The sequence below is a fragment of the Opitutaceae bacterium TAV5 genome, from assembly GCA_000242935.3.
In the GTDB taxonomy this organism is placed as follows: Bacteria; Verrucomicrobiota; Verrucomicrobiia; order Opitutales; family Opitutaceae; genus Geminisphaera.
In genome coordinates, this window is sequence record CP007053.1 from 57,512 (window position 1) to 82,830 (window position 25,319).

Annotated in this window: 25 protein-coding genes and 1 tRNA gene; 3 read left to right on the top strand and 23 right to left on the bottom strand. The window is 64.3% G+C overall.

Going from position 1 to position 25,319, the window contains the following annotated elements:
- Positions 1-2 precede the first annotated feature (2 nt).
- From cysW to OPIT5_00815, 17 genes are all read right to left on the bottom strand, one after another.
- Entirely contained in the window at positions 3-875 is an 873-nt protein-coding gene (gene cysW, locus OPIT5_00735; GenBank protein AHF89011.1) for a sulfate/thiosulfate transporter permease subunit, read from the bottom strand.
- 90 nt (positions 876-965) lie between these two features.
- Positions 966-1,856, bottom strand: a complete 891-nt coding sequence (locus OPIT5_00740; GenBank protein AHF89012.1) for a sulfate/thiosulfate transporter subunit — start codon at positions 1,854-1,856, stop codon at positions 966-968.
- A 52-nt stretch (positions 1,857-1,908) separates the two neighbouring features.
- Positions 1,909-2,934, bottom strand: a complete 1,026-nt coding sequence (locus OPIT5_00745) for a thiosulfate transporter subunit (protein AHF89013.1) — start codon at positions 2,932-2,934, stop codon at positions 1,909-1,911.
- A 147-nt stretch (positions 2,935-3,081) separates the two neighbouring features.
- Positions 3,082-3,156: transfer RNA gene (locus tag OPIT5_00750), tRNA-Cys, on the bottom strand.
- Positions 3,157-3,195: 39 nt separating this feature from the next.
- The gene (locus tag OPIT5_00755; protein ID AHF89014.1) at positions 3,196-4,254 is read right to left on the bottom strand and encodes a sulfate ABC transporter; all 1,059 of its coding nucleotides are present in this window, start codon (positions 4,252-4,254) and stop codon (positions 3,196-3,198) included.
- A gap of 45 nt (positions 4,255-4,299) precedes the next feature.
- Positions 4,300-5,352, bottom strand: coding sequence for a sulfate ABC transporter permease (locus tag OPIT5_00760; GenBank protein ID AHF89015.1), 1,053 nt, complete (start codon positions 5,350-5,352; stop codon positions 4,300-4,302).
- A 53-nt stretch (positions 5,353-5,405) separates the two neighbouring features.
- Positions 5,406-6,311 carry a sulfate/thiosulfate transporter subunit gene (locus OPIT5_00765; protein AHF89016.1) on the bottom strand — a complete coding sequence of 302 codons (906 nt, stop codon included), beginning with the start codon at positions 6,309-6,311 and terminating at the stop codon, positions 5,406-5,408.
- Complete coding sequence (locus tag OPIT5_00770; protein ID AHF89017.1) at positions 6,311-7,108, bottom strand: peptidase M14; 798 nt, start codon at positions 7,106-7,108, stop codon at positions 6,311-6,313. Before OPIT5_00770 ends, OPIT5_00765 begins: the two co-directional genes overlap by 1 nt.
- 11 nt (positions 7,109-7,119) lie before the next feature.
- A complete protein-coding gene (locus OPIT5_00775) occupies positions 7,120-7,947 on the bottom strand; it encodes a hypothetical protein (protein ID AHF89018.1) in 828 nt (275 codons plus the stop codon).
- 139 nt (positions 7,948-8,086) lie between these two features.
- Positions 8,087-9,085, bottom strand: a complete 999-nt coding sequence (locus OPIT5_00780; protein ID AHF89019.1) for a sulfate transporter subunit — start codon at positions 9,083-9,085, stop codon at positions 8,087-8,089.
- Between the two features lie 95 nt (positions 9,086-9,180).
- On the bottom strand, positions 9,181-10,638 hold the full coding sequence (locus tag OPIT5_00785) for a porin (protein AHF89020.1): 1,458 nt from the start codon (positions 10,636-10,638) through the stop codon (positions 9,181-9,183).
- Between the two features lie 239 nt (positions 10,639-10,877).
- Positions 10,878-11,054 carry a hypothetical protein gene (locus OPIT5_00790; protein AHF89021.1) on the bottom strand — a complete coding sequence of 59 codons (177 nt, stop codon included), beginning with the start codon at positions 11,052-11,054 and terminating at the stop codon, positions 10,878-10,880.
- Positions 11,055-11,082: 28 nt separating this feature from the next.
- Positions 11,083-11,682 carry a transcriptional regulator, BadM/Rrf2 family gene (locus OPIT5_00795; protein ID AHF89022.1) on the bottom strand — a complete coding sequence of 200 codons (600 nt, stop codon included), beginning with the start codon at positions 11,680-11,682 and terminating at the stop codon, positions 11,083-11,085.
- 174 nt (positions 11,683-11,856) lie between these two features.
- The gene (locus tag OPIT5_00800) at positions 11,857-12,342 is read right to left on the bottom strand and encodes a hypothetical protein (protein AHF89023.1); all 486 of its coding nucleotides are present in this window, start codon (positions 12,340-12,342) and stop codon (positions 11,857-11,859) included.
- 165 nt (positions 12,343-12,507) lie between these two features.
- On the bottom strand, positions 12,508-13,029 hold the full coding sequence (locus OPIT5_00805) for a hypothetical protein (GenBank protein AHF89024.1): 522 nt from the start codon (positions 13,027-13,029) through the stop codon (positions 12,508-12,510).
- A gap of 13 nt (positions 13,030-13,042) precedes the next feature.
- A complete protein-coding gene (locus OPIT5_00810; GenBank protein AHF89025.1) occupies positions 13,043-13,390 on the bottom strand; it encodes a hypothetical protein in 348 nt (115 codons plus the stop codon).
- Positions 13,387-13,986, bottom strand: a complete 600-nt coding sequence (locus OPIT5_00815) for an RNA polymerase subunit sigma-24 (GenBank protein AHF89026.1) — start codon at positions 13,984-13,986, stop codon at positions 13,387-13,389. The genes OPIT5_00810 and OPIT5_00815 overlap by 4 nt, the downstream gene beginning before the upstream one ends.
- A 159-nt stretch (positions 13,987-14,145) precedes the next feature.
- Here OPIT5_00815 and OPIT5_00820 point away from each other — a divergent pair, with 159 nt between their 5' ends.
- Both OPIT5_00820 and OPIT5_00825 read left to right on the top strand, forming a co-directional pair.
- The gene (locus OPIT5_00820; protein AHF89027.1) at positions 14,146-15,993 is read left to right on the top strand and encodes a glutaminyl-tRNA synthetase; all 1,848 of its coding nucleotides are present in this window, start codon (positions 14,146-14,148) and stop codon (positions 15,991-15,993) included.
- On the top strand, positions 15,978-16,625 hold the full coding sequence (locus OPIT5_00825; protein AHF89028.1) for a phosphohydrolase: 648 nt from the start codon (positions 15,978-15,980) through the stop codon (positions 16,623-16,625). Before OPIT5_00820 ends, OPIT5_00825 begins: the two co-directional genes overlap by 16 nt.
- A gap of 374 nt (positions 16,626-16,999) precedes the next feature.
- Here OPIT5_00825 and OPIT5_00830 read toward each other — a convergent pair whose 3' ends face one another.
- The 4 genes from OPIT5_00830 to OPIT5_00845 all read right to left on the bottom strand — a co-directional run bounded on the left by OPIT5_00830 (position 17,000) and on the right by OPIT5_00845 (position 23,012).
- A complete protein-coding gene (locus OPIT5_00830; GenBank protein AHF89029.1) occupies positions 17,000-19,846 on the bottom strand; it encodes a hypothetical protein in 2,847 nt (948 codons plus the stop codon).
- A 16-nt stretch (positions 19,847-19,862) separates the two neighbouring features.
- Positions 19,863-20,711 carry a type II secretion protein gene (locus tag OPIT5_00835; GenBank protein ID AHF89030.1) on the bottom strand — a complete coding sequence of 283 codons (849 nt, stop codon included), beginning with the start codon at positions 20,709-20,711 and terminating at the stop codon, positions 19,863-19,865.
- 13 nt (positions 20,712-20,724) lie between these two features.
- Positions 20,725-22,725: an autotransporter gene (locus tag OPIT5_00840; GenBank protein ID AHF89031.1), complete on the bottom strand. Its 2,001-nt coding sequence runs from the start codon at positions 22,723-22,725 to the stop codon at positions 20,725-20,727.
- An 86-nt stretch (positions 22,726-22,811) separates the two neighbouring features.
- A complete protein-coding gene (locus tag OPIT5_00845; protein ID AHF89032.1) occupies positions 22,812-23,012 on the bottom strand; it encodes a hypothetical protein in 201 nt (66 codons plus the stop codon).
- Positions 23,013-23,091: 79 nt separating this feature from the next.
- On the opposite strand from OPIT5_00845, the gene OPIT5_00850 reads away from it, so the two are divergent.
- Positions 23,092-23,571, top strand: coding sequence for a DNA-binding protein (locus tag OPIT5_00850; protein AHF89033.1), 480 nt, complete (start codon positions 23,092-23,094; stop codon positions 23,569-23,571).
- Positions 23,572-23,656: 85 nt separating this feature from the next.
- Here OPIT5_00850 and OPIT5_00855 read toward each other — a convergent pair whose 3' ends face one another.
- Positions 23,657-24,427, bottom strand: coding sequence for a histidine kinase (locus tag OPIT5_00855; protein AHF89034.1), 771 nt, complete (start codon positions 24,425-24,427; stop codon positions 23,657-23,659).
- Positions 24,424-25,047, bottom strand: coding sequence for a histidine kinase (locus OPIT5_00860; GenBank protein ID AHF89035.1), 624 nt, complete (start codon positions 25,045-25,047; stop codon positions 24,424-24,426). The genes OPIT5_00855 and OPIT5_00860 overlap by 4 nt, the downstream gene beginning before the upstream one ends.
- Positions 25,048-25,319 lie beyond the last annotated feature (272 nt).

The window sequence follows — 25,319 nt, forward strand, 5'->3', positions numbered from 1 at the left end:
TTTCAGCCTGAGGGTGATCCGGAAGCTCCGTCAGCCAGGCGGCGGGCTTCGCGACGCTCGACCCACGTCTTGATGATCAGGGTCACGAGCGCCAGCGAGGTGAGGATGGAAGCGACCGCGAAAGCGCCGGTCTGCACGCGGTCGTCGAAGAGGAGCTGGATTTGCAGCGTCATGGTGTTGGTCTCGCCGCGGACGGCGCCGGAGACCACGGCGACGGAGCCGAATTCTCCCAGGCAGCGGGCAAACGCCAGCGACACGCCGTAGATGAGCGCCCACTTGATGTTGGGCAGCGTGACCTTGCGAAAGGTCTGCCAGCCGCTGGCCCCGAGCGTGATCGCGGCCTGTTCCTCGCTCGTGCCCTGGCTCTGCATGAGCGGGAGCACTTCGCGAAAAACAAAGGGCATCGTGACGATGGTCGTGACGATGACGATGGCCGGGACGGAAAACACGAGGCGGATATCGTGATCCATGAGCCACTCGCCGAAAAGCCCCTGCATGCCGAAAACGAACAGGTAGGCGACGCCGATCACGATAGGTGAGATCGAAAGCGGCAGCTCGATGAGGCTGATGAGGAGCCGGCGCCCGGGAAACTCGAACTTCGAAACCGCCCACGCCGCGGTGATGCCGAACGCCGTGTTGACCGGCACCGCCACCAGCGCGGCGAGCAGCGTCAGCCCGATGGCGTGGACGGTGGCGGCATCGGTGATGTAGCCGATGTAGGCATCCCACCCGTCGCGTAGCGCATACCAGAATACGGCGAAAAGCGGCAGCAGGATCAACAGCGTGGCCGCGCCGGCGCCGGCCAGCACGAGCGCGATGCGACCGGGGTGATTCCAGATCGGGACGCGCGTGGTGTTATGGGTGGAGGCCGACATTTTTTTTGAAAAGCTGAAAAGGCTGAAAACTGAAAAGCTGAAACGGAGAGAGCTGTGTGTGATGGTGCGGAAGGGAGCGTTACCCGGCGTTCATCCGTGCAGCCTCCGGTAGAGCCGGCTCTGGATGATGTTCATCACCACGAGCACGGCCAGGGCGGACCCGAGGACGACCGTGGCGAGGGCGGCGGCGGCCTCGTAGTCGTGCTCGGCCACGCGGGTGTAGATGAGGAGCGAGGTGATCTCGGTGCGGAACGGGAGATTGCCCGCGATGAAAACCACGGCTCCGAACTCGCCGAGGCTGCGCACGAGCGCGAGCGTGGTGCCGGCCAGGGTGGCCGGGAGGATGGCCGGCAGGATCACACGCCGGAATGTGGTGACGGGACCGGCGCCAAGAACCGTGGCGGCCTCCTCGAGTTGCGGATCGAGATCGGCGAGGACAGGTTGCACCGTGCGCGTGACAAAGGGGAAACTGGTGAACGCCATCGCCGCCACCATGCCGGGAAGCGCGTAGGCGAGCTTGATGCCGAAGGGGGAAAACAGTTGCCCGATGAGGCCGTTGGGCGCGAGCAAGGTGGCGAGGCTGAGACCGGCCACCGCCGTGGGGAGCGCGAACGGAAGATCGACGGCGGCATCGAGAAAACGGCGGCCGGGAAAGTCGTAGCGGACGAGTATCCACGCCACGAGGACGCCGAGGACGACGTTGATGAGTGTGGCCAGGAAGGCCGAAGTGAGCGTGATGCGATAGGTGGCGAGCGCGCGGGAATCCGTGACGTGCATCCAGTAGTCGGACCACGAAAGTTCGGTGGACTTCAGGACGAGCGCGCCGAGCGGGAGCAGCGTGGCGAGGCCGAGGAACAGAAGCGTGCTGCCGAGCGTGAGCCCGAAACCGGGAAGGAGACGCCGCGGCGTGGTGGGCGGACGTGCCGTGGCCGGATCGTCGGAAGCGGGAGCGGCGGGAGGTGTGGTAGCGGGTGCGCCCATGGTACGGGTAGCGGAATTGCAGGGGCGCACGCGGAGTGCGCCCCTGCGGGCATTACTTCCCGGCGGCGATTTCCTTGAGCAGGGTGTCGACGAGGGCGCCGTTGGCGAAAAAGTCTTTCGCTGCTTTTTCCCAGCCGCCGAAGACGGGGCCGACTTCGAGCGCCTTGACGGGCTGGAGCTGCGCGACATGGCGGGCGGCGACAGCCTCGTCGCGCGGGCGGTAGAAGTTGCGGGCGATCACTTCCTGCGCTTCGGGCGTGTAGAGAAAATCGAGATAACCTTTGGCGAGCGCCGCGGTGCCGCGCTTGTTCGCCACCTTGTCCACGACGGCCACCGGGAATTCGGAGAGGACGCTCACGCTCGGCGTCACCGCCTGGAATTTGCTGCTGTCGCCGCTGGAGAGCGAAAGCGTCTCGGATTCGAAGTTGACGAGCACGTCGCCGATTTCGCGATCGGTGAACGTGGTCGTGGCGCTGCGGCCGCCGGATTCGAACACGACCACATTGGCAAGGACGGCCTTGAGGAAGGCGCGGGCCTTGTCGTGGTCGCCGTTGTTGGCGTGCAGTCCGTAAGCGTAGTACGCGAGGACGGCGTAGCGGCCGTTGCCGCCGAGCTTGGGGTTGACCTGCACGATGGTGACGCCGGGCCGGGCGAGGTCGTCCCAGTCCTTGATGCCCTTCGGGTTGCCGGCGCGCACGAGAATCGAGTGGACGGAGTAAAACGGCGAGGCGCTGTACGGGAATTTTTCCGTCCAGTCTTTCGCCACGAAACTCTTGTCGGCGAGGAGCTGCACATCGGTGAAGGTGTTGAAGGTCACGACGTCGGCCTGGAGTCCTTCGAGGATGGAGCGGGCCTGCTTCGAGGAGCCGGCATGCGATTGTTTCACGGTGACGTCCTGCCCGGTTTTGTTTTTCCAGTACGGGACGAACTCCTTGTTCACATCGGCGAAGAGTTCGCGCGAAATATCGTAGGAGGTGTTGAGAATCTCCTGCTGGGCGCGGGCCGTGGTGGCGGGCGCGAGGAGGGCGAGTCCGGCAAGCGCGAGCAGGCCGGCGAACAGGGTGCGTGGTGTTTTCATGTGAATCGGTTCTGTGGCGGGCAGGTGTGTGTGCTGCCGTCCGGACGTCCGGTGATCCGGCGGGTCCGGTTTTCTGGTGTGGTCGTGTGTCGGTTGGTGTTGGACGGGCTCGTCGCCCGGAAGTTGACTTCTGCGGGTGACGGAAACTGGAGGCGGGGGCTGGAATCGAACCAGCTCGTAGGGCGTTTGCGGCGCCCGGCCTTCCCACTTGGCTACCCCGCCGGAAGGTGGATGCCGCGGGCGGGCATCCGCGTTGCGGCTTCAGATCGAATAATCCTGGGCAAAAGTCCGGCTCCGGCGGACACGCAGGAGAACGGTGTCCTCGAGCGCGAGGTTGAGTTCATCGAGCCGCTGGCGGCTGAGCTCGACATCGATGTATTCGTTGGCGCCGCGCACGAGCGTGACCCGGGCAACGGGACCAGCGGCCTGGATGGCGCGGACGCGCGCGGGCTCGCCCTGGCGGCCGACCTGGAAGTGCTCGATCTCGAGTTCGTGCGGGCGCACGAAGGCGACGCGCGCCTTCTCGTCGGTAAACGGCGAGAGCGTGCCGCCGTCGCTGCTGTTGAGTCCGCTCCACGGGAGTTGCAGGCGGTTGACGTTGCCGAGAAACTGGTAAACGAACGGCGATTGCGGGTGGTCGTAAACCTCCTGCGGGGTGCCGACCTGCTCGACCCGGGCGTTGTTCATGACGACGACCTCGTCGGCGATTTCGAGCGCCTCTTCCTGGTCGTGCGTGACGAAGACGGTGGTGAGCCCGATCTCGTCGTGGAACTGGCGGAGCCAGCGGCGGAGCTCCTTGCGGACCTTGGCGTCGAGCGCGCCGAAGGGCTCGTCGAGCAGGAGCACCTTCGGGTTGACGGCGAGGGCGCGGGCGAGGGCGACACGCTGGCGCTGTCCGCCGGAAAGCTGCGCCGGGTAACGGCGGTCGAGCCCGCCAAGCTGCACGAGGGTGAGGAGTTCGTGAACGCGGGCCTCGGTCTGCTCCTTCGACGGGCGCTCCTTGCCTTTCTTGATCTTGAGTCCGAAGGCGACGTTCTCGGCCACGGTCATGTGGCGGAAGAGCGCATAATGCTGGAACACAAAACCGACGCCGCGCTTGCCGGCGGGCACATCGGTGACGTCTTCTCCGTGAAAGAGGATGCGACCGCTGTCGGAATCCGCATATTCGAGGCCGGCAATGATGCGCAACAGCGTCGTCTTGCCGGAGCCGGAGGGGCCGAGGAGCGCCACGAGCTTGCCGGCGGGGACTTTCAGGTCCACGCCTTCGAGCGCGGTGTAGTTGCCGAAGGTTTTTTTGATCTTGTTTGCGGTGATACTCATCCGGAAGAGGTGGTATAGGCTGTTTCGAGTCTGTGGGAAAACGGATCAGCGGTTCTCGCTGAAGCGCCATTCGACGAAAGATTTCAGGACCAGCGTGACGATGGCGAGCAACGCCAGAACAGAGGCCACGGCGAAAGCGCCGACGAACTGGTATTCGTTGTACATGATCTCGACGTGCAACGGGAGGGTGTTGGTCTCGCCGCGGATGTGTCCCGAGACGACGGATACGGCGCCGAATTCGCCCATCGCGCGGGCGTTGCAGAGGATGATGCCGTAAAAGAGGCCCCACTTGATGTTGGGCCGGGTGACGTGCCAGAATGTTTGCCAGCCGTTGGCGCCGAGCGTGATGGCGGCATATTCCTCGTCGTTGCCCTGCGCCTGCATCAGCGGGATGAGCTCACGGGCGACAAAGGGGAACGTCACAAAAATCGTGGCGAGGACGATGCCGGGCGTGGCGAAGATGACCTGCGGATTGGCGAGCCAGCCGGCGAGGCCGCCGAAGAGCCAGCCGAGACCGGGCACGTCGGCGACCCGCTGGACGATGCCCGCGACAGGAGCGAAAAAGGCGGCCTGGGACTCGGGCGGGAACCAGCCTTGCAGGCCGAAAACGAGCACGTAGATGAGGCCGGCGATGACGGGCGAGACGGCAAACGGCAGGTCGATCAGCGTGATGAGGATGCTTTTCCCCGGGAAATTGAATTTGGCGATCGCCCAGGACGCGGCCACGCCAAAGACGAGATTGGCCGGCACCGAGATGCCGGCGGCAATGAGCGTGAGTTTGAACGCGGAAAACGCGTCGGGGTCTTTGAAGGGTTGCACATATTCGGTCGCGCCGATGCCGGCCGCTTGCGGCAGCGAGCGCACTTTTTCCCAAAAACCCGTCCCGTCGGGAATGGTCTCGAAAAATACTTCGATGGCTTTGCGAAATGATTCCGCAAAAACAGAGACGAGCGGGAGCACAAGAAACCCGCCGAGGAACAGCAGCGCGATGGTCGTGAGAGTCCAGCGCACCCAGCGGGAATCCTGCGTGGTGCGCCGGCTCGCGGCAGCGAGAGCGCCGGAGGCGTGGGAGGAAAGGGATGTGGCGGCGGAAGCCATTTTTTGGAAAAGCTGAAATGCTGAAAAACGGAACGCAGGGTGCGGCGGCTAGCTCAAACGGCGTGGTGACGGCGGCTCCATTTTTGCAGGAGGTTGATCACGAGCAGAAGGACGAACGAGGCCACGAGCAGGACGCTGGCGATGGCCGTGGCGCCGGCGTAGTCGTACTGCTCGAGTTTGGTGACGATCAGCAGCGGGGTGATTTCCGTGCGCATCGGCATGTTGCCCGAGATAAAGACGACCGAACCGTATTCGCCGAGCGCCCGGGCGAAGGCCAGGGCGAAGCCAGTGATCAGCGCCGGCACGAGTTGCGGGAAAATGACCTTGCGGAGGGTCTGCCAGCGGTTGGCTCCGAGCGTGGCCGAAGCTTCCTCCAGCTCCGGCTCCAGCTCCTCGATGACGGGCTGGAGCGTGCGGACGACAAAGGGCAGGCCGATGAACGTCAGGGCCATGAACACGCCGAGCTCGGCGTAGGCGATCTGGATTCCCCCGAACTCGAAACCGAACCATTTGCCGAGCAAACCGTCTTTGGAGAAAAATTTGATGAACAGCTCACCCTGCGGATCGAGCCAGCGGCCCACCCAGCCGTTTTTCGAATAGATCGCCGTGAGGGCGATGCCGGCCACGGCCGTGGGGAGCGCGAAGGGAAGATCGACGAGCGCATCCACCACTTTCTTCCCCGGAAACGTGTAGCGGCTGAGCACCCAGGCGACAATGAGACCGAAAACGGAATTGATGAGCGCGGCGGCGAACGAGGCGCCGAAACTGATCTTGTACGAGGCGAGCACGCGCGGCGAAAAGACCGCATCGGCAAAGTCGGCCCACGACATGCCCGACGTCCGGATGAAGGCCGCCGACAAGGGCACGAGCACGATGAGGCTCAGGTAGAGAATCGTGAAGCCGAGCGTGAGCCCGAAGCCGGGCAGAACAGAACGGGAAGAGCGGCGGAAAAGTGACATCAGAGATACTGGGCGTGAGCGAGGAATACGCGGTATTCGTCGAGAATGGTTTCGAGGGCAAGGATGGAGGCCTCGACCTGCTGGTCGTGCGGAGCGAGACCGGGTGTTTCAAAAATCAGGTCAAATGGTCTGGGTCGCTGGTCCCGTGGCGAGGCCAGAATTCCTGAAAAGCACCGGGAAATCTTGCCGTCGGCGGCTGCAAAGCCGTCGATCATGGACCGCCGGTCGCGCGGCAGGACGAGCGAGGCGGCCCGGAGCGCGGGCTCGAGCAGGGCATCGTTGAGAATCTGGCCGTGCGTGTAGCCGTAAATGCCTTCGCTGGTGTCATCGGCATGGAGCGTGATGAGCCCGCCGAAATGATGCCGGACGAGCTCGTTTTCGAGAATGCGCACTTCCGGCTGCACGGAGCCGGTCCAGAACTCCCGGTTGAGATCCACGCCGGCGCGGTTGTGGCGGCTGTTGTCGGCCAGGCCGGAGGGATTGGTGATCGGATAGAGCGAGAGATTGTAGCCGGTGGCGCGTCCGGGATCGTCGACCAGCTGGCGGGCAAACGTGAGAATGGCATCCACGCTGGACGGTTCGTCGCCGTGGAGGCCGCCGAAGATGCCGATGTGGATGGGCTCCTCGTGGCGGGCGCGCGGGCCGGCGAACGTGATGCGCGGGATCGTCCAGGTCTGGCCGGCGGCGGGATCGGTAAACGTGCCCGCCTCTCCGACCGTCAGCGTCGGGCAGCGCGCCATCAACTCGTGGAGCGGAGCGAGTCGGGCGGCGTGCGGATCGGCGGAGGTGAGCGGCATGTAAACGGATTTCAGATGTGCCAGGCGTTGGCTTCGAAGGCGCGGTGGCGATGGATGATGTTGCGCAGCACCTCGGTGGTGGCCTGGCGGTATTCGACGTCACCCCACGCGGCCGGGATCGCGAGCGTGAGTTCAAAGGGAGCATGCGGGAGGTCGCCGGCAAGGGTGAGCGGACCATGGACGACGGACGAAAGCGGTTCGCCTTCCCAGCGCACTGGCCAGTCGCCGAAATCGGCGGAATTGAGCAACTCGACTCCGGTGTAGCCGGCGCCCCCGTCGGCGCCACGCAGACGGACGGTGATTTCGTCCGCCGCGGTCGACTCGAGCCGGACGAAGCCGTGATAAGCCGACAGGCGGACATCCCGCGCGAGCAGGGCGATCTCTTCCTGGTCGTCGGCCGGCCACGTCCAGGATGCGTTGGCGAGGTTGCGGTTGTCGCCGAGGAGAAACCCGGCGACATCGATCAGCGGAAAGAAACCGAGATTGAGCCCGTGGCCGAGATCGGGCGTGGTCGCGAGCCGTTCGATGAAATGAAGGAGCGCGGTGGTGGCGCGCAGATCGGTGTGATCCTGCCCGGCATAAAACGCGAGGCGGAGCGAAGAGTCGCTCGTGTGAGGGCCGAAATAAACGAAACGGGGCAACGGATAGTGCCGCCCGAGGCGGAAAAAGGGACCGAGCGGCGAAGCAAAAACGTAATCGGAACGCTGCGCGATCTGGTAGAGGCGGGAAAGGCGCTCCTGCAAAGTGCCTCCGCGGAGGGAAGGTGTGACGGCAAGCACGGGCGTCGCGGACGCGGCGGCAATCGTGTTGGCGCGGGTGGTGCGGGCGATGGCGTTCATGAGAAATGCGGAGTGGGGGTTGCGGAGTGCGGAATGATACGAGGTTGAATGCGGCGCGGATCGGGGAGGCGCGGAAAGGTTGTTTCCGCGCTCCGCAATCCGCTTCCGTAGTCGAGCGGGCAGGACGCCCGCGTCCTGTTTACTTTTTCAGATAGATCTGGTCAAAGGTGCCGCCGTCGGCGAAGTGGGTCTTGTAGGCCTGGATCCAGCCGCCGAATTTTTCGTCGATGGTGAAGAGCTCGACCGTCGGGAACTGGCCGGCGTACTTCTCGGCAAACTTCGGATTGCTGGGACGGTAGAAATTCCTGCCGGCGATGTCCTGGCCTTCGTCGGAATAGAGATACTTCAGGTATTCGGTGGCGACTTCGCGGGTGCCCTTCTTGTCAACGACCTTGTCCACGACCGTGACCGTGGGCTCGGCGAGGATACTGAGCGAGGGAACGACGATCTCGAACTTGTCCTTGCCGAATTCCTTGAGCGCGAGGAAGGCCTCGTTTTCCCAGGAGAGGAACACATCGCCGACGCCGCGCTGGACGAAGGTGGTAGTGGAGCCGCGCGCACCGGAGTCGAGGACGGGCACGTTTTTGTAGAGCTTGGCCACGAAATCCTTGGCGGCTTCGTCGCTGCCGTACTTGCGGCGGGCAAATTCCCAGGCGGCGAGGTAGTTCCATTGCGCGCCGCCCGAGGTCTTCGGGTTGGGTGTGATCACGGAGATGCCGGACTTGATGAGATCATCCCAGTCCTTGATGCCGTGAGGATTGCCGCCGCGCACGAGGAAGACGATCGTGCTGGTGTAGGGCGCGGAATTGTTCGGGAGGCGTTTCTGCCAGTCTTCCGGCACGAGTTTGCCGTTGTTGTAGAGGGCGTTGATGTCGTTGGCGAGGGCGAGGGTGACGACATCGGCCTGGAGGCCGTCGACGACGGAACGGCCCTGCTTGCCGGAGCCGCCGTGCGACTGCTTGATGCGGACATCATCGCCGGTCCTGGCCTTCCAGTATTTGGCGAAGGCGGCATTGTATTCGACGTAGAGTTCGCGGGTCGGATCGTAGGAAACGTTGAGAAGCTCGATGGTCTTGGCGTGCGCGAAAGGCGCGGCGACCAGGGCCAGCGTGGCGAGGACGAGTGCGGGAATTTTCATGATATTTTTGTTTTTCGGTTTGAAGGAGGGGAGGCCGCAGAGGGCCTCCCCGGTTATAAAGATTGTTCCGATGTAGTGCCGGGAGGATACGCGGATCAGAACTGGAGCTGGAAGCGGGTGAAGAAGTAGAGTTCGTCGGAGCGGGCGCCCACGGCCGCGGTGGAAGCGCCGCCGCCGTCATATTCGGTCTGCTCCACGTTGAACAGGGCGCGGACGTTGCTGGTGAGATACCAGTTGAGACCGACACCGTAGGAGAAGGCTCCGGTGATGTTGTTCGTGTCGCTGAGAGAGCCCGCACCGTTGAAGAGCTTGCTGTCGAGGTCGAGGCCGCTGAGCCGGCCCACGATTTCGAAGGCGCCCCAGGTGCCGTTCTCCCAGTTGAAGGGAGTCTTCGGCGTGACGCCGTTTTTGGTCGCTTCTTCACCGGTCAGCACATAACCGGCGCTGACGCGCCAGCCGGTGTTGGTGACGGATTTGTTGAACGTGGTGCCGTTGGTGAGATCCTGGCGCTCCCAGATAAACTCGGCCGCGGCGCTGAAGGGGCCGCCGGTGTACCACTCGATACCGGGGCTGACGCGGAGATGCTCGCCATCGGCACGGAGAGCACCCCAGCTAAGAACGGCTTGCTGGCCATTGCTCACGATGTTGGTGAGGCCGCCGCCGTTGGTGCTGGCGCGCTCGTTGCCATAGCTGCCGCCGACGCTGAGGGCCAGCTTCGAGAGAGCGCCTTCGCTCTTGCTGAAAGGAACGACCGTCAGACGGCCGGCGGTGGTGAAATCACCATCCTCTCCCCAGGGAGTGCCGCCGCCGAAATTCTGGGTGTTGTTCGGCGCGCCGTTGAACACGCCGAGGCGATAGGAAACCAGCCCTTCGGAGAAGGCGCCGAACGCTTCGATACCCAGGTCGCGGTTGGGCGCGAGGGTATTGGGGAAGGGCGATTCGTTGAAGTGACGGTTGGAACCCGGCTCGAGGACGACCGGCAGCGTGTACTTGCCGGCTTTCAGGCCAAAGAGAGGCGAGAAGCGGGCGTCCAGCCAGGCATCCACCAGCGTGACGGAAGATGTGGTGGAGTTGCCGCCGGCGTATTCGGGCGTGATGTTGAAGTTGTAGATCTTCCCGACGGTGCCGGAAAGCGGCGTGCGGATGCGGCGCAGGAGAAAACCGTCGCGGTTGGGCGCACCGTCGTCGAGGAAGACGCGCGCGTCGGCCTGGACGAGCGCGCCGATCTTCAGCGAGAAATCCTTGTCGGGCGAGGTGACGACAAAACCCTTGCCGTCGAGCGAGACTTTCGGGCTCGGCGCAGCGGGCTTGGCCGCGGCGGCGGCGGCCGCTTCGTCCTTGAGCTCCTGGTTGCGCTCGAGGATGCGGATTTTCTGGTCGAGGAGTCGGATCTGTTCACGCAGCGCCGCGATGTCGTCCGCAGAAGCGGAAGACGAAGTCTGCGCCGCGAGCGGCGTGAGACTGGCGAGAGCGGCGAGCAGGAGGGCAGCAGCGCTTTTGCGGTGGCGGGTGCGGGAAACGCCGGCGAGGCGTGAATTGCGGACTGGATTCATGGCGATGATGTGTCGCTGTCGGTTCCGGTCTCCGTCCGTGGTCGGAAAGGAAAACGGGTCTGTTACTGGTTACGTGATTTTGTCGTTGGTTTTTGGATACAATCCTCCGGCGGGCCGGTGGGAAAAAGCGGAAAGGGTCGGGAGGCGGGCGTTCGATGCCGGACGGGGAAAGCCGGAGCCGGGTTCGATGAAAGAAGGGAGAGCGGGCGGGACAGGCGCGCGAAAACGGCGTCTGTGGTTCAGTCTTTCTGGAGACGGGTTTTTTCGGTGCGCTCGATCTGGGTGACCTTGCCGTCGTGGACGACGATCTGGACGACGCCGTAACGCAGGCCCGCGACCTTTTCGCGGACGATCTCGAGCCAGTCGGGTGGCAGAGAAGTGACAGTGGTCCGGGAGTTATCAATGGCGTGGCTCATGTGACAAAAGAATAAGAGTGGAGATGGATCAGATGGTGTAATCCGGGAGGAGGTTGGAAAGGAGGCCTTCGACAGGTGCGAGGCGCTGGTCGGGCGGGACGGAACGGGCGGCTTGCGGCACGGGCTGGAGGTGGCGCTGGCCGCCGGAGGGCGGATGCCGGCTTTCGGAGAACGGGAGCGGGATGTCATCGCGGCGCATCTTGCGGGTGGTGACCTCGACGACGTCGGCGAGCGAGTAGCGGTCGAGGATGCCGGCGATGGCATTGCGGACATCGAGCATGAGCATGCGGAGTCCACAGTGCGTCTCGTCCGGACAACTACACTTCTCGTAGGCCGTGTGGCTCACGCAGCCGATGGGCGCGAGCGGACCATCGATCAGCCGGACAACGCTGCCGACGGTGATTTCCGAAGACGGGCGCGAAAGGCGGTAACCGCCAAACTTGCCCCGCTGGCTGACGACAAAACCCGACGCCTTCAGTTCCTGCATGATCTGCTCCAGGAATTTTATCGGGATGCGCTCCTTGTCGGCGAGTTCGGCCACCTGCACGAGGTCCCGCTCGACCTCGGCAGCGATGCCGAGATCGATCAGGGCGCGGAGCGCGTATTCACCTTTCTTGGAGAGCTTCATTGTTGGTCAATGAAACTACAGTGCGCCGATGGGGATTGGAGTGCAAGTAAAATTTAGTATCTTCAGCAAGATGCTTATATTCCAATGCAAACTCCATAATCAGAATAACTTGATGAAAACAGGACATTCAGAACCAGGCTGAAATCAATTCCCGGGTCGCGGATCTTTCGCGGGTTATCCGAGCAATGCGTCCTTTTTCAGACCTTTCACATACGTCATTGCCCATGCGTGGGCGACGACCGGCAGGAGCAGTGCGCCGATCCGGATGTAATCGAGCGAACGGCTCCGGAAAAAACCGACGGCGAGAACCCCGCAGGCCGCCGCGCAGAGGACGAGCAGGAGGAGAGTCCAGGCAACCGCCACGGCCTTGCGCAGGAGCAGGAAAAGGGCGAGCGGCCCGTAGAGCGCGACAATGGCGATGACCGGAATCCAGGTTTTCAGCAATTCCATCTGGAGCGTGGCGGCGGTGAGGCCCTCCGTTTCCACGGTGGCGCCGGCGAAAGTCAGCATCAGCGTGCGCCCGGCGGCGAAGAGAAGGGCCGCCACGACGGCGAAGGTGCAGAGAATCGAGATGACCCAGACGCCGTCCGGCTGGCCGGCGCTGAAGCAACGGTGGGTGACGGGACAAACACCGTCGTGTACGGGGGTGGACGGATTCATGACGGGGGCGGGAGTGTGCCCGCAGCATGCGCCCCCCGGCACACGGTGGTCAATCGTCCGGCCCGGGAGCAGGGGCTCGCCAGGACAGTTACAACCGTTGCTACTCCGGTGTATCAATTTGCGACTCCGGCAACCCGGGCCGCGGCAGCGTCATCGCCCGCCCGGCTACGGACGCTCGCCGGAGCGGGTCTCCGCCGGTGGCGGGGGCGGCGGTTCTGCCTCTGCGCCGGGCACCCCGGGAGGGGGGGGAGGCGGCGGCACCGGATCGATTTCCGGACGTTCGCCGCGCCGCTTGCGCTCGCTGGCACGCTCGGCTGCCCATTTCTGCATGCGCTCGCGCTGCGCCTGCTGGAGCGCGGTCAGTTTCTCCCGCTGCTCCGGCGTCAGTTCCCGCGAGACTTCCGCTTCCATTTTTTCGAAGACGGCAGTCGTCTCCCGAAAACTGTCCCGGCGCAGCTTGCGCAGTTCCTCGCCGCGTTTTTCCAGGATCGGCCTGATCCGCGCCTGCTGGTCTTCGGTCAGTTCCAGTTTGTCGAACTGCCGCCGCTGCATCCGCACAAAATCCTCGGCGCCCGGCCGCTTCGGCGGCTGCACGCGCGCATAACGGAACGTGATCATGCCGCCCGCCACGGCGCCGGCCACGAAGATACCGATGCAGACCAGAGAGGCTTTGAACGTGCGGTTCATGGTCAGAAAAACATCAGGTGGTTTCGGCCATGGCGAGCACCTCGCCGACCGGATCGAGATAGTCGCTGACGTGCTGTCCCTCTTCGGATGCGCTCGCGCTCGGAGCCACGCTCCAGAGCACGCAGGCGGCCATCGCCAGCGAGGCGATGCCGATCGCCTTCCAGGCCATGCCGTCGAGCCAGCCGAGCAGACCGCTGCCCGTGCCGGGGATGCGCGAGGCGAAGGCATGCGCCACCACCCGGGTGGCCAGACCCGGAGGCAGGGAGAGATCCACGGGAGCGACCGGGGCGCGGCGAGCCGCCTCCACCAGGCGTTGCCAGGGATCCATGTGACCGTTGTCGCGTGTGGTGTTGTTTTTCATGCGCGCTCCTTTCGTTTGAGAGTTTCGAAGAGTTTTTGCAATTTCCGCCGCGCACGGAAGGCGCGGACCTTGATCAGGGTGATGTTCCAGCCGGTGATTTCCCGGATTTCGATGAGAGTTTTTTGTTCGAGGTCGAGCAGTTGCAGGACGAGGCGGTCGGTTTCGGAAAGCTGCCCGAGTAATTTGTGCACGAGTTCGTGCGCGGCAAGCGCATCGGGAGCGTTGCGGTCGGTGTCGCTCGTGAGGACGGCGTCGAGGACGGTGGCTTCGTTTTCCGAAAGATCGGCCCAGCGCAGCTCCGGGCGGCGCTGCTGGGCGCGCAGGTGGTCGATGCAGGTGGTCACGGCGATCCGCGACACCCAGTGGGTGAAGGGGACATTGCCCTGGTACTGTTCGAGGCGGGTAAACATTTTCAGGTAAACCTCCTGTGCGAGATCCTCCTCGGCCATCCGGCGCGGACGGCGGGCGCGGACGATGCGCATGACCATCGGGGAGAGCGCCTCGACCAGTTCCCGTGCCGCGGACTGGTCGCCCATGCGGACACGATCAAGGCATTGATCAATGTCGATGGGTTGTTCGTCGTCGGCGGCGGACATAGGGAAGATGGAGAGCTTGCATGCACAAATCCCGAGACGCCAGCCCGCATGCAGGGTTACGTGGCACAAATCGCCCCCCCCGGCCGGCGGGCGCGAGCGCCCTCCCCTGCTCCTCGCTGCTTGCCACCCCGCCTCCGGCCCGCGCATGCTGTCCGTTTTATGAACGCAGACGCTTCCGCCTCCAGCGCCCATCCCGCATCCGCCACCGGCGCCGCTCCCTCCGCGGCCCCGGCGGCCCCCACCGATTTCATCCGCGACGTCGTCGCCGCGGACGTGGCCGCGAAGCGTTACCCGCAAATCGTCACCCGTTTCCCCCCCGAGCCCAACGGCTACCTCCACCTCGGCCACGCCAAGTCCATTTGCCTCAATTTCGGCATCGCCCTCGAAAACAACGGCCGGTGCAACCTCCGCATGGACGACACCAATCCGGCCAAGGAAGAGGTCGAGTACGTCGAATCCATCACCGCCGACATCCGCTGGCTGATCGATGGCTGGGCCGACCACTGCCTCGGCCTCACCGTCAAGGGCAGCCGCCCCGCCGCGCGCACCGTCGACGGCAAGACCGACTACTACGCCGCCCCCGCCGCTGTCACCGGCAACGACAGCCCGGCCGCCACCGGGCCCTTCTTCGCCAGCGATTATTTCGACGCCCTCTATGCCTGCGCCGAGCAGCTCATCCTCAAGGGCAAGGCCTATGTCTGCGACCTCACGCCCGAGGAAACCGACGCGTACCGCGGCGCCCCCGACCAGCCCGGCAAGGACAGCCCCTGGCGCAACCGCTCCGTCGAGGAGAGCCTCGATCTCTTCCGCCGCATGCGCGCCGGCGAATTCCCCGACGGCGCCCGCACCCTGCGCGCCCGCATCGACATGGCCTCGCCCAACGTCTGGCTGCGCGACCCCCTGCTCTACCGCATCCGCCACGCCTCGCACCATCACGCCGGCGATGGCTGGTGCATCTATCCGCTCTACGATTTCGCCCACTGCCTCAGCGACTACATCGAAGGCATCACGCACTCCATCTGCACGCTGGAATTCGTCGTCCATCGCCCGCTCTACGACTGGATTCTCGAGGCGCTCGAACTCCCCCGTCCCCTCCCCCACCAGTACGAATTCGCCAAGCTCAACCTCGCCTACACCCTTTTCAGCAAGCGCCGCCTCCTGCGCCTCGTGAAGGAAAACATCGTCAACGGCTGGGACGATCCCCGCATGCCCACGATCAGCGGCATCCGCCGGCGTGGCATCCCCGCCGCCGCCCTGCGCAATTTCGCCTACCATATCGGCATCACGAAATTCGACGGCCTCACCGAACTCGCCGTCTACGAAAACGCCGTGCGCGACGAACTCAACCGCATCGCCCGCCGCCGCCTCGCCGTCCTCCGCCCGATAAAAATCATCCTCACCAACCTCGCCGAAGACGAAGTCATCGAGTGCGACGCCACCAACCACCCCGGCGATCCCGCCTTCGGCACCCGCAAGGTCGCGCTCACCCGCGAGGTGTTCATCGAAAGCGACGACTTCGCCGAGGTCCCGCCGCCGAAATATTTCCGCCTCAAACCCGGCGGCGAGGTGCGCCTGAAATACGCCTGCATCATCAGGCTCGACGAAATCGTCAAAAATCCCGACGGCACCCTCGCCGGGCTCCGCTGTACTGCCGATCTCGCTACACGCGCCGGCCAGCCCGACGCCGGCCGCAAGGTCAAGGGCACGATCCACTGGGTCAGCGCCGCCCGGGCCATCGACGCCGAAGTGCGCCTCTACGACCGCCTCTTCACCGTCCCCGAACCCGGCGCCGACGACAATTATCTGGACCATCTCAACCCGCACTCGGTCGAAACCGTCAGCGCGAAGCTCGAACCCGCCCTCGCCGATGCCACGCCCGAAGATCGTTTCCAGTTCGAGCGACTCGGCTACTTCGCGCTCGATCCGAAGGACAATGTCCCCGGCTCCGGCAAGCCGCCGGTCTTCAACCGCACGATCACGCTCAAGGACACATGGGCGAAGAAATAAAACCGCCTCCCGCCGCACCCGCCGCCACCGGAACCGCGCCCTCCGCCGCGGACCGCATCGCGCAACAATTCGCCTTCATCATCGAGGCCGACCGGCTCAAGGAAATCTTCCGCCAGTCGCTCCTCAGCCGGAGCGGACGCCGCGAGAACGACGCCGAGCACTCCTGGCACATCTGCCTCATGGCGATGGTGCTCGCCGAGCACAGCAACACGCCCGTCGACCTGCTCCGCGTCATCAGGATGCTGCTCATCCACGACATTGTGGAAATCGACGCCGGCGACACCTACGCCTACGACACCGCCGGCATGGCCACGCAGCCCGAACGCGAGGCCCGCGCCGCCGACCGCCTTTTCGGCCTGCTGCCCGCCGACCAGGCCGCCGGGTTCCGCGCACTCTGGGACGAGTTCGAGGCGCGCGAGACGCCCGAGGCGAAATTCGCCGCCGCGCTCGACCGCGTGCAACCCGTGCTCCTCAACTGCCTCACGCAGGGACGCAAATGGCGCGAGCACGGCGTCACGCATGACCGCGTCCTCGCCCGCAACCAGCACGCCGCCGCCGGCGCCGCCCCGCTCTGGGACTACGCCCGGGCGCTCATCGATGAAGCCGCCGCCAACGGCTGGCTCCGCCGATAGCCCGGATGCTTCACGCGGAATCCGGACGGCGATACCTGTAGCTGCGAACGTAAGTTCGCAGGCCATCGGCTCCGGGCCCTGCGAACTTATACCAGCGTCCCGAATATTTTTGATTTTACACCAAGGCCGCAAAAGACGCGAAGAAGGTAACTGGCAATCCTTTGCGTTCTTTGCGGCCTTGGTGTAAAAATCTGAAGGCTTTGGGGCTTTGGTATTACGTTCGCAGCTACGAAGCAGGCGCTCCTTCGTATGAAATATGCTGGTTGGCGGATCTGCCGTCCATCCGTCATCCCCGTCCGGATACGGCCCGGTTTTTGCAGGCCGCCAGGAGACCGGACCAAGGACGGGATCGATCTCACCGGGGCGCTGGCGAATCAACGGGAGGATTCCCGGAGGCTTCTGATGGTACAGGAGAGGGTGACCGATTCGCCTTTTCTGAACACAACGGGCAGGGAAATTTCGGCGCGACCGATTTGAAGCCCGCGACGTTGAAGGCCATCGGGCCGGAGCACGACGCGGCGAGGTTGATCCAGCACGAACTCGACGCCGCCGCCGGTGTTGTCGGTTACAACGAAGCCCTGGGCGACAGAAGCGCCGGCGGCGTCTGCCGAAGCAGCGGACAGGAGACGGAGGGTGGCTCCGTTGGGCTTGGCCGCTCCGAGAGGGACGGGGATGTTTTCCACAAGCGTTTCAAGCGAAAGATCGGCCCCGGCTTTCAGCGTGAGCATGATCTCGACCTGATTGTCGCGAAAAAGATATCGGCGCTCGTAGCTGAGCGGGAGACCTTCGACCTTGCCGGTGACGGAAAGGGAGGAAGCTCGTTCATCGAGAGTGAAGGCGGTGCCGAAATAGTCTTCCCACCAGCGGGTGCCGTCGGCTTTGGTGGCGACAAGTCCGTGATGCGCGAGCGGCGTCCAGTTGGTGGCGAGCACGGCGTGGCCGTAGGCCGGAGTGCTGAAAGAGGACAGGCCACCGCCCAGGAAGGGCGTGATCTGGCGGGGTTGAGGTTCTCCTCCCCGATTTTCGGCGTCATCGGGAAGAGGACGACGGAATCGTTCGCGGTTGCGGATGTAGTGTTTGTCAGTGGCGGGACGCCCCACGTAAACGGTGGCATAATAGCCGGGGCGTTTTACCGCAATGAGCTCGTCGGCAAAATTGCGAATGAAGGACCGGCTTTCGCACGCGGGCCAGGTAACGCCGAGGTCCGGTTTGTCCGTCCAGTAAAGATAACGCGGTGTTTCGAGGTTGCCGAGCGCGAGGTAGTTGGGCTCGAGGTCTCGCTGAAGCGTGCGGGGGAGCGCCTCCACCCGGCTGGCGGCGCGACGTTTCCACGCGGCGGTCGTGGTCCAGATGGCGGACTCGGGAAGCACGTCGTCGAGGATGCCGCGGGCGCCGCCCCATTGTTCGTTAAAAAATCCGTCGCCCACACGGTGGTTGAAGTTGAAGCCGCCGAGCATGGTGCCGTCGGGCTCGGGAGCCACGGTGTGGTTGAAAAACCGGTACGACCGGCGGAGGGATTCGAGCATGGCGGGGTCGCCTCCGCTCTGGCGGTAATACATGGCCAGGTGCCAGTGCGTCATGCCGATGTAGCTGCCATCCGGGCCGGTCGCCTCCATGTGGTAGCCGGCGGGGCTCTGGCCTTCGATGAAGCGCCGGGCTTCGGCGCGGGCGATTTCGGCATAACGCGGATCGCCGGAGCCGTTGGCGAAAATCTGCCAGGCGAGAGGGAAATGGGAGGACTGGTTGCGGGTCGTGACCAACTGTTCGGCAAACATGCGATCGACGATGTGCCGTAATCCTTCCGTCCATACATCCCGAACCTCGGGCGGCATCCGGGGAGCGGCGAGTCCGTAAACGGGAAAGGTTTTCTGGGCGACGGGGAAAGCCATGAAACCGGGATAGGGATCGAGATCGGCTTCGACGCCGGGCCAGACTTCGGATTCGGTCAGGGCGAGAAGATCGGAGAGCGCGGCGGCGGTGGCGCGGTAGAGAAGTTCCTTGCGTCCGGACCAGGGGTTGAAGGGAGCGTCGAGGAGCGCGGCCTCGGCGAGGTTCTCCGCCATGGAGCCGTTGCGCGGGGTGATGCCGGCCCAGAGGCCGGGGAGGGAGCGAAGGCGATCCCAACGATTTTCGGGGGCGGGCCGGCCGATGCGTTCCTGCCAGCCGTTGATGGCGCCCGCCCAGTGGCTGGCGGGATCGACATTCTGGTGACGAAGGCTCCACGCGACGGTGGAAAAGAGCCCGTAGTTGTCGAGGAGATGGACGTTGCGCTCCGGATTCTTCAACCACTCGGCCTCGCGGGAGGCGAGAGGGACGATGAGGTCATCGGCTTTGCCCACGTTTTCGGGAGAAAGGAGCGCGGGCAGGAGTTCGGCGATGCGGCGCTGGAATTTCCAGGCAACAACCGTCCCGTCGGGGAGGATTTCGACCGATGCCTTGATGGCGCGGGCCGCGTCGGGGCTGGAGCACAGGATGAAGGGGAAACCGGCGGATGCGCGGATACGCCAGTTGTCGGGAGAGGGAAACTCGACCTGCCAGACAACGTCCGTGCGCGTGACCGGGATTGTGGTGAGGGTGCGGAGGTTGTCGATGGTGCTTTCGGCGATCTGTTTTCCGGTTTCGTCAAGGATGCGGAGCGGGCCGCCGCCGATTTGTAGCTCCTCGGCGCGGGGCGGGATGTAAACGAACATTTTTTCCGGCTGCCCTTCCCAAGGGGACCAGGTGCCATTCTGGCAGGAGATGCCCCAAGCGGTGCCGGGAGGGAGGCTGACGCGGGCGGTGCTGTTGCGCGCCCCGCCGACGAGGCGGATCTGGTGAACGCCGTCGGCAACGAGCGGGATATCGGCGTCGAAGATCATTTCCCCGGGACGGGGTTTTGCGGGTTGGGGCAGCGGGATTCCCCAGACTTCGCCATCACCGGGACCAAAGGAGACGGGCTTGCGGCCGGGTTCGCAGTATTGCCAGAAGCTGATGCGCTCGTCGGGGCCGAACGCCCGGACAAGGAGGCGTTCGCCTTCGGCGCGGCTGCCGCGGTGGGCGGTGACCCGGGCATTGATGGCGGCGCCCTGCTTGACGATGTAAACGGCGGCGGCCGGCTGGAGCGCAAGCGGACCGATGTCGAGCGTTCCGGCGGCGTCGCCGGCTGGAAGCGCGGCGGGGGATGAGGCCGCGCAGACGAGGCAGAGCGTAACAATTTTCAGGATACTGAACGAAGGATGCATGGTGAAAGGGAGGAGATCAGTCTGGCGTCGTGGTGGAGGTGCTTCCCATGGGCTCGCCCTTGCCCAGCGCCTTCGGGTCGGGATAGCCGGTGTTGTAGAGGCTCCACATGTACTGTTTGTAGAGGCGCCCGTCAGTGCCTTTTACGCGTTCGACGTGTCCGTCCATAAAGCCCATGTTGATGGCTCCGCTATGGCGGAGCGGCACGTCCATCTGCGCCTGTCCGCGCGGAAACCAGCCGTCCCAGATGACCGGCGTTTTGGAATGAACCTGAAAGAATGAATCGAGGTCGATGGAAGTCGGGTCCGAGGAGCTTTTGGCTTTCACGCCCATGTTGTAGTCGGGGCCGCCTCTTTCGGCATTTGCGGTCTGGCCGGTGATCCGGGCACCGGGGCAGATTTCGGTTTTCTCGACGCGAAATTCGTGTTCGCCGACCCGAACCCAGATGTAGGCGGGCCCGCTCAGGTAATAGCGGCGCAACAAGCGCAAACCCCAGTCCGTATGGCCTTCCGACCAGGGGTGAGTCTTGTCGAATGTGGTGGGCGGACCGGCGCCTTTGTTGTCGAGTCGCCACGCGTAATGCGCCATCGCGAGCGTGCGCACCTGCGAGGCGCATTGCGCGGCGGCGGCCCTGGACCGGGCCGCGCTGACGCCGACCACGGAAAGCCCGGCAAGGATGCCGATGATCGCAATGACCACGAGAAGCTCGATCAGGGTGAATCCGCGGGATGGCCTCGGCCAAGCGAGGACCGCGTTGCGAGCAGTTGAAAGGGGCGGCATGGCAGGGTTGTGTTTGGAAAGGTTTTGGAGGAGGATTCCGGACTGAATTGACCCGGACAGGAACACGGACCGGAACACGAGGGACAACGCACGTTGTCACTTAATTTTGGATACGCAGGGAATGACGCGCCCGCCGGGCGGCGGCGACAGCCAGACCGGCGACCGCGCTCAGTATCCAGGCGGAGGGTTCGGGGATCGCCGCGCCCACGACGAGTTCGATGGAGTGGATTCCATACTGGATGTAGCTTCCGGTGAAGGCTTCCAGTCCGGTGCCGATGACGAGGCCGTCGGTGATGCCGCTGGCGGTAATCGATGTGCCGGCCACGTCGGACCAGAAGCTGAACAGCGTGTAGGTCTGTCCGGCGCTCAGGCCGCCGGCGTCGGTGAAGTTGACGACGTTGCCGGAGAGGGAAAGGTCGCCGGTGGAATAGGCCAGAAGGCTGATACCGTCGCTGGCTCCGGATGCTCCGAGTTTGAAGACAAGCGTCGCGCCGCTTTCGAGGGTGAGAAGCGCGCCCGTGGTGCCGGCCCCGTTGATCCGCAGCGTCCCGATGGTGTCGTTGCCGGGAGCGAGGATGCCGCCGGACTCGATGACAATGCCGTTCGTGCCTTCCGGGGCGATGATGCCGGCGCCGCCGAGGAAGGCGCCCGACTTGACCGTGACCCCGCCCGAACCGGTGCCGGAATTGCTGCTGTTGTTCACGCGAAGCCCGCCGGCAAGGACGGTTGTGCCGCCCTGCCAGGTGTTGCCGCCGGCATTCGTGAAATCGACGATGCCCTCGGGGTTTATCGTTTCAAAAACCTCGGTGCTCCCGGTGGTCTGCGCAGTGTCGATCTGGCGGTAGCTGTCGTTGACGCGAACCGCGACGGGGCTGGCGCCGGACTGTTTGATTTGCGTGGCGAATTCGGTGACGGCGCCTGCGTTCAGGGAGACGAGGTTGACGGCGTTTTCCATCTGGTTTTGCAGCGTGATGCCGGAACCGGGGGCGATGACGGCCGTACCGGATTCGTGGATACCTCCGAGGGTGTTCACGCCCGCGCCGCTGGCATCGGTGATGTGGCCCATGCCGTCGAAACGGATGGCCTGGTCGATGAGCAGGCTGGCGCTGCCGGATTTTGTCGGATCGGTGCTGGTTTCGCCAAGGGTGATGCCGGAGATGCCTGTGCCGGTGCCGGACAGCGTGACGTTTTTGGAAAAGATGTAGGTGCTGACCCCGGCAGATTGCTGTCCTTTGAGGGTGAGCGCGGTGTAGGTCGCGTTGGTCAGACTGATCGTTTCCTTGAAACGCCAGACGCCCGACGATCCGAAAAACTGGAGTTGGCCGCCGGAGGTGGCGCCGGAACCGGTGATGCTGTTGCCAAGGATGACCTCGCGATTGAAACCCGTCGCGCTGTCGAGATAGAAATCGTTTCGACCGGTGCCGTTGAGCACGATCGCATTGGCGATATCGGAAGCGGTGAACCGGATGACGCCGCTCGAGCTTTCCAGGGTGAAAGCGTCGGTGCCCAGCGCCTGATTGTTCCGGATGTAGATTGTGCCCGACTTGAAGAGGAATCCGCCGGAAAAGGTATTCGCTCCGCTCAGAGAGATGACGCCTCTCTCCCAAGTGATGCCGTAACCATTACCGTTGTCGGAGATCACGCCGCTTACCGTGAATCCGCTGCTGCCGGAACCGCTGGCATTGCTCCATGCGCCGCTGGCGCCCAGCACGATGTTGCTGCTGATGGTGAGCCCGTTCGCCGTGGATGTTTTTTTCAGGTTGCCGGAAGCCAGGTTGAGCGTCCCGGCTCCGGAAATGGTGACAGAGCCCGCAGTGGTGTCGACCTCCAGGGAGCCGGCGTAAGCCTGCGTGCCATTCAGCCCCACGGTCAGGCTGCCCGCGGACGTAATCAGCACGTCGTCGGCGTCGGAGGGGAGAAGGCCGCCCTGCCAGTTGCCGGGCGTGCTCCAGTAATTGTTGGCGGCATCCGCGCCGCTCCACTCGACCGTGGTCTGTGCACAGAGAAGAGATGCGGTGAGCAGGAACGGCAGACCGGATAGTTGATGAAAGGAACGCAGCGGACGAGCGCTCGCGGCAGTGTCGGGACGGGATGTGCGCATGGGTATTATGGGTGTTACGGGTTGGTCGTTTGTTTGGAGGAGAGGGGGTTGACGAAGGGGGGAGAGAGGAGGCGGGAGGTATTCGGTCAGACGGTTTTGCAGGAGGAAGAGATTCGGGCCTCCGCCATGCGTTTTTCGGGGGGAGCAATTTTTTTGCACAGGGTGGCAAGTAACCGCTCGACGCGAGCAGCACTCGCCGCCTGCTCGCGGTCGGGCGCCACCTGCGTGGCACGACAGACCCCTATCAGTTTTTCCAGCATCCTTCGGTCTTCAGGGATCAGGGACATTGCAATAATTTAGAATTCAAAATTTTTACCAGTCAACGAAAAATCTTGCAAAATTTTATAAATATAAAAAACAGCATTAATGAGTCTGTTTACAACGCAGTTACAAAAGACTTTCGATGGTGGTGGCATCACGCGGCCAGAGCTCTCCAGGAAGACCGGCATCCAGTATGCCACGCTGTCGAACTACGCGACCGGACGCAGCACGCCCGACAGCGGAGCGATGCAGGCCATCTGCGCCGCTCTCGATGCGAAGGAGGCTGCGGCACTGACAGAAGCATGGCTGCGCGATCTGACCGCAGGCAACCTGTCGCGCCTGGTGCGCGTGGAGGCGAAGAACATGCCCCTCGCCGCGGCCGAACCTGAACCCTGGGCGCGCCTACCGCTCAATGCCCAGCAGCGGGAGGCGTTGGAAAAGCTGGCGCGCGCGGTCGTGGACTACACGGAATGGGAACAACTTTTATACTCCATCACAGATGTGCTTCCGCTGTCCCGGACCGCCAGGAAGATGAAGGTTTCCGGGACGAGAGCGGTGAACAAGGCGGCGGCAAAGGCCGGGTGATCCGGGTGCCGCTTCCTGCTTCCCCCGGCCGGCTGAGCCCCGCACTACGTTTCTGAACTCATCTTGATGCCACGTTGAACGCGGCTCAGGACCGGCCGCTGCCCCAAGGAAAACCCGCGCCGCCGCCCGGGGAGGGCACGCCGCGTCGCAGCCGCCGCGAGGCAGCCCGGCCGATCGTCAGCGGCGCCGGCAATCCCTCGACCGTGAGGAGACTTTCATCGCGGGACACCGTCCTGATGGCCCGGACGAGCGGCACTTGCAGGATCAGCGACCGGTCCACGCGCAGGAAAAGGCCGGCGGGCAGCATCCTCTCCCATTCCGAGATGCCGCGGAGCACGGTCACCGGCGGATGATCGCGCAGCAACACACGCGAATAGGCGCCGACCGCCCGGATGGCGGTGATCCGGCCGACTTCGACCACGGTGACGGTCCGGGCGTCCTTGAGCGGAATCCGGTCCTGCATCGTCAGCGGGGCGGGCGCCGCCGCGGGGCCGCCGGGCGTCGCGCCTTGCTGCAAACGCTGCACGGTCTGCGCGAGGCGTTCCGGATGAACGGGCTTGAGCAGGTAGTCGAACGCGCAGACCTCAAACGCCTGGACGGCGAACGACTCCCAGGCCGTAACAAAGACCACCGCCGGCCGGCTCGGCAGGAGCGGCAGCAGCTCCAGCCCGTTTCCCGGCGAAAGCTCCATGTCCAGGAAAAGCACGTCGGGCCGCCAGGTTTTCACCGCAGCGATGGCGCCTTCGGCATCGGCCGCCTCGTCCACGACCGCGATCCCGGCATGGTGCGAAAGCAGCTCGCGGAGCCGCTTGCGGGCGAGCCGTTCGTCGTCCACGACCACGGCGCGCAGGGTCATGCGGCCTCCTTCCGGGCGAGGATTTCGCCATCCGGAGGCCAGATCACGGTCACGAAGACCCGGCCGTCCTCCGCGGATTGCAGGAGCCGGGCGCGCCCTCGCGAAAGCAATTCGAGCCGCCGGCGGAGATTGGCGAGACCGATGCCGTGAGAGCGCGCAGGATCGAAATCCAGCCAGTGGCCGGTGTTGGCCACCGTGATCCGCAGGTTGCCTTCGGAAAGGCCGGCCGTGATGCGGACATCCAGAAGGCGGGGGCTGGTCCTGCGGCCATATTTGCAGGCATTCTCCAGCAACGGCTGCACGAGCGCCGCCGGCACCCGCACGGCCCGCGCGGAGGCGTCGGCCTCGATCTGCCAGGCAAACCGCTCCTCGAAGCGGGATTTCTCGATCCGGAGGTAACGCTCCATCTGGTCGAGCTCGGCGCCGAGCGGGGCGAAGCCGTCCTGGACCCGCAGGGCATAACGAAGGTAGCCGGCCAGCTCTCCGGTGATTTTTTCCACGGCGTGGCTGTCATCCTTTTCCGCCATGATCGAGTTGAGCGCGTTGAACAGGAAGTGGGGGTTGACCTGCGCCTGCAACTGGCGGAGCTCGGCGGCGGAGGCGGCGGCTTCGGACCGCACGGCGTGCAGCCTCGCCTCGACGGAGTCGTTCCAGATCCGGATAATGAAGTAGAGCAGACTCCAGCCGAAGTAGCTGCCGGAGCGCGCCAGCGCCCCGATGCGCTCGAGCATCGGCAAAAGATCGGGAGCGATCGTCTCCCTCAATTGCAGAAAAAGGAGATGCCTGCAGAGGCCCGATTCGGCGGCGCCGAGGCCGACGCACAGCACGGCCACTCCCGGAAGCAGCGCCCAAGGCCGCATCCGGCGCCACGGCACCCGCAGATAGACCAGAT

Coding starts and splice junctions, on each gene's coding strand:
- OPIT5_00820 (AHF89027.1), top strand. CDS start 14,146: ATGAACGCAGACGCTTCCGCCTCCAGCGCCCATCCCGCATCCGCCACC.
- OPIT5_00805 (AHF89024.1), bottom strand. CDS start 13,029: ATGAACCGCACGTTCAAAGCCTCTCTGGTCTGCATCGGTATCTTCGTG.
- OPIT5_00785 (AHF89020.1), bottom strand. CDS start 10,638: ATGAATCCAGTCCGCAATTCACGCCTCGCCGGCGTTTCCCGCACCCGC.
- OPIT5_00810 (AHF89025.1), bottom strand. CDS start 13,390: ATGAAAAACAACACCACACGCGACAACGGTCACATGGATCCCTGGCAA.
- OPIT5_00840 (AHF89031.1), bottom strand. CDS start 22,725: ATGCGCACATCCCGTCCCGACACTGCCGCGAGCGCTCGTCCGCTGCGT.
- OPIT5_00795 (AHF89022.1), bottom strand. CDS start 11,682: ATGAAGCTCTCCAAGAAAGGTGAATACGCGCTCCGCGCCCTGATCGAT.
- OPIT5_00800 (AHF89023.1), bottom strand. CDS start 12,342: ATGAATCCGTCCACCCCCGTACACGACGGTGTTTGTCCCGTCACCCAC.
- OPIT5_00845 (AHF89032.1), bottom strand. CDS start 23,012: ATGTCCCTGATCCCTGAAGACCGAAGGATGCTGGAAAAACTGATAGGG.
- OPIT5_00815 (AHF89026.1), bottom strand. CDS start 13,986: ATGTCCGCCGCCGACGACGAACAACCCATCGACATTGATCAATGCCTT.
- OPIT5_00765 (AHF89016.1), bottom strand. CDS start 6,311: ATGTCACTTTTCCGCCGCTCTTCCCGTTCTGTTCTGCCCGGCTTCGGG.
- OPIT5_00850 (AHF89033.1), top strand. CDS start 23,092: ATGAGTCTGTTTACAACGCAGTTACAAAAGACTTTCGATGGTGGTGGC.
- OPIT5_00775 (AHF89018.1), bottom strand. CDS start 7,947: ATGAACGCCATCGCCCGCACCACCCGCGCCAACACGATTGCCGCCGCG.
- OPIT5_00760 (AHF89015.1), bottom strand. CDS start 5,352: ATGGCTTCCGCCGCCACATCCCTTTCCTCCCACGCCTCCGGCGCTCTC.
- OPIT5_00770 (AHF89017.1), bottom strand. CDS start 7,108: ATGCCGCTCACCTCCGCCGATCCGCACGCCGCCCGACTCGCTCCGCTC.
- OPIT5_00825 (AHF89028.1), top strand. CDS start 15,978: ATGGGCGAAGAAATAAAACCGCCTCCCGCCGCACCCGCCGCCACCGGA.
- cysW (AHF89011.1), bottom strand. CDS start 875: ATGTCGGCCTCCACCCATAACACCACGCGCGTCCCGATCTGGAATCAC.
- OPIT5_00740 (AHF89012.1), bottom strand. CDS start 1,856: ATGGGCGCACCCGCTACCACACCTCCCGCCGCTCCCGCTTCCGACGAT.
- OPIT5_00855 (AHF89034.1), bottom strand. CDS start 24,427: ATGACCCTGCGCGCCGTGGTCGTGGACGACGAACGGCTCGCCCGCAAG.
- OPIT5_00780 (AHF89019.1), bottom strand. CDS start 9,085: ATGAAAATTCCCGCACTCGTCCTCGCCACGCTGGCCCTGGTCGCCGCG.
- OPIT5_00830 (AHF89029.1), bottom strand. CDS start 19,846: ATGCATCCTTCGTTCAGTATCCTGAAAATTGTTACGCTCTGCCTCGTC.
- OPIT5_00755 (AHF89014.1), bottom strand. CDS start 4,254: ATGAGTATCACCGCAAACAAGATCAAAAAAACCTTCGGCAACTACACC.
- OPIT5_00745 (AHF89013.1), bottom strand. CDS start 2,934: ATGAAAACACCACGCACCCTGTTCGCCGGCCTGCTCGCGCTTGCCGGA.
- OPIT5_00790 (AHF89021.1), bottom strand. CDS start 11,054: ATGAGCCACGCCATTGATAACTCCCGGACCACTGTCACTTCTCTGCCA.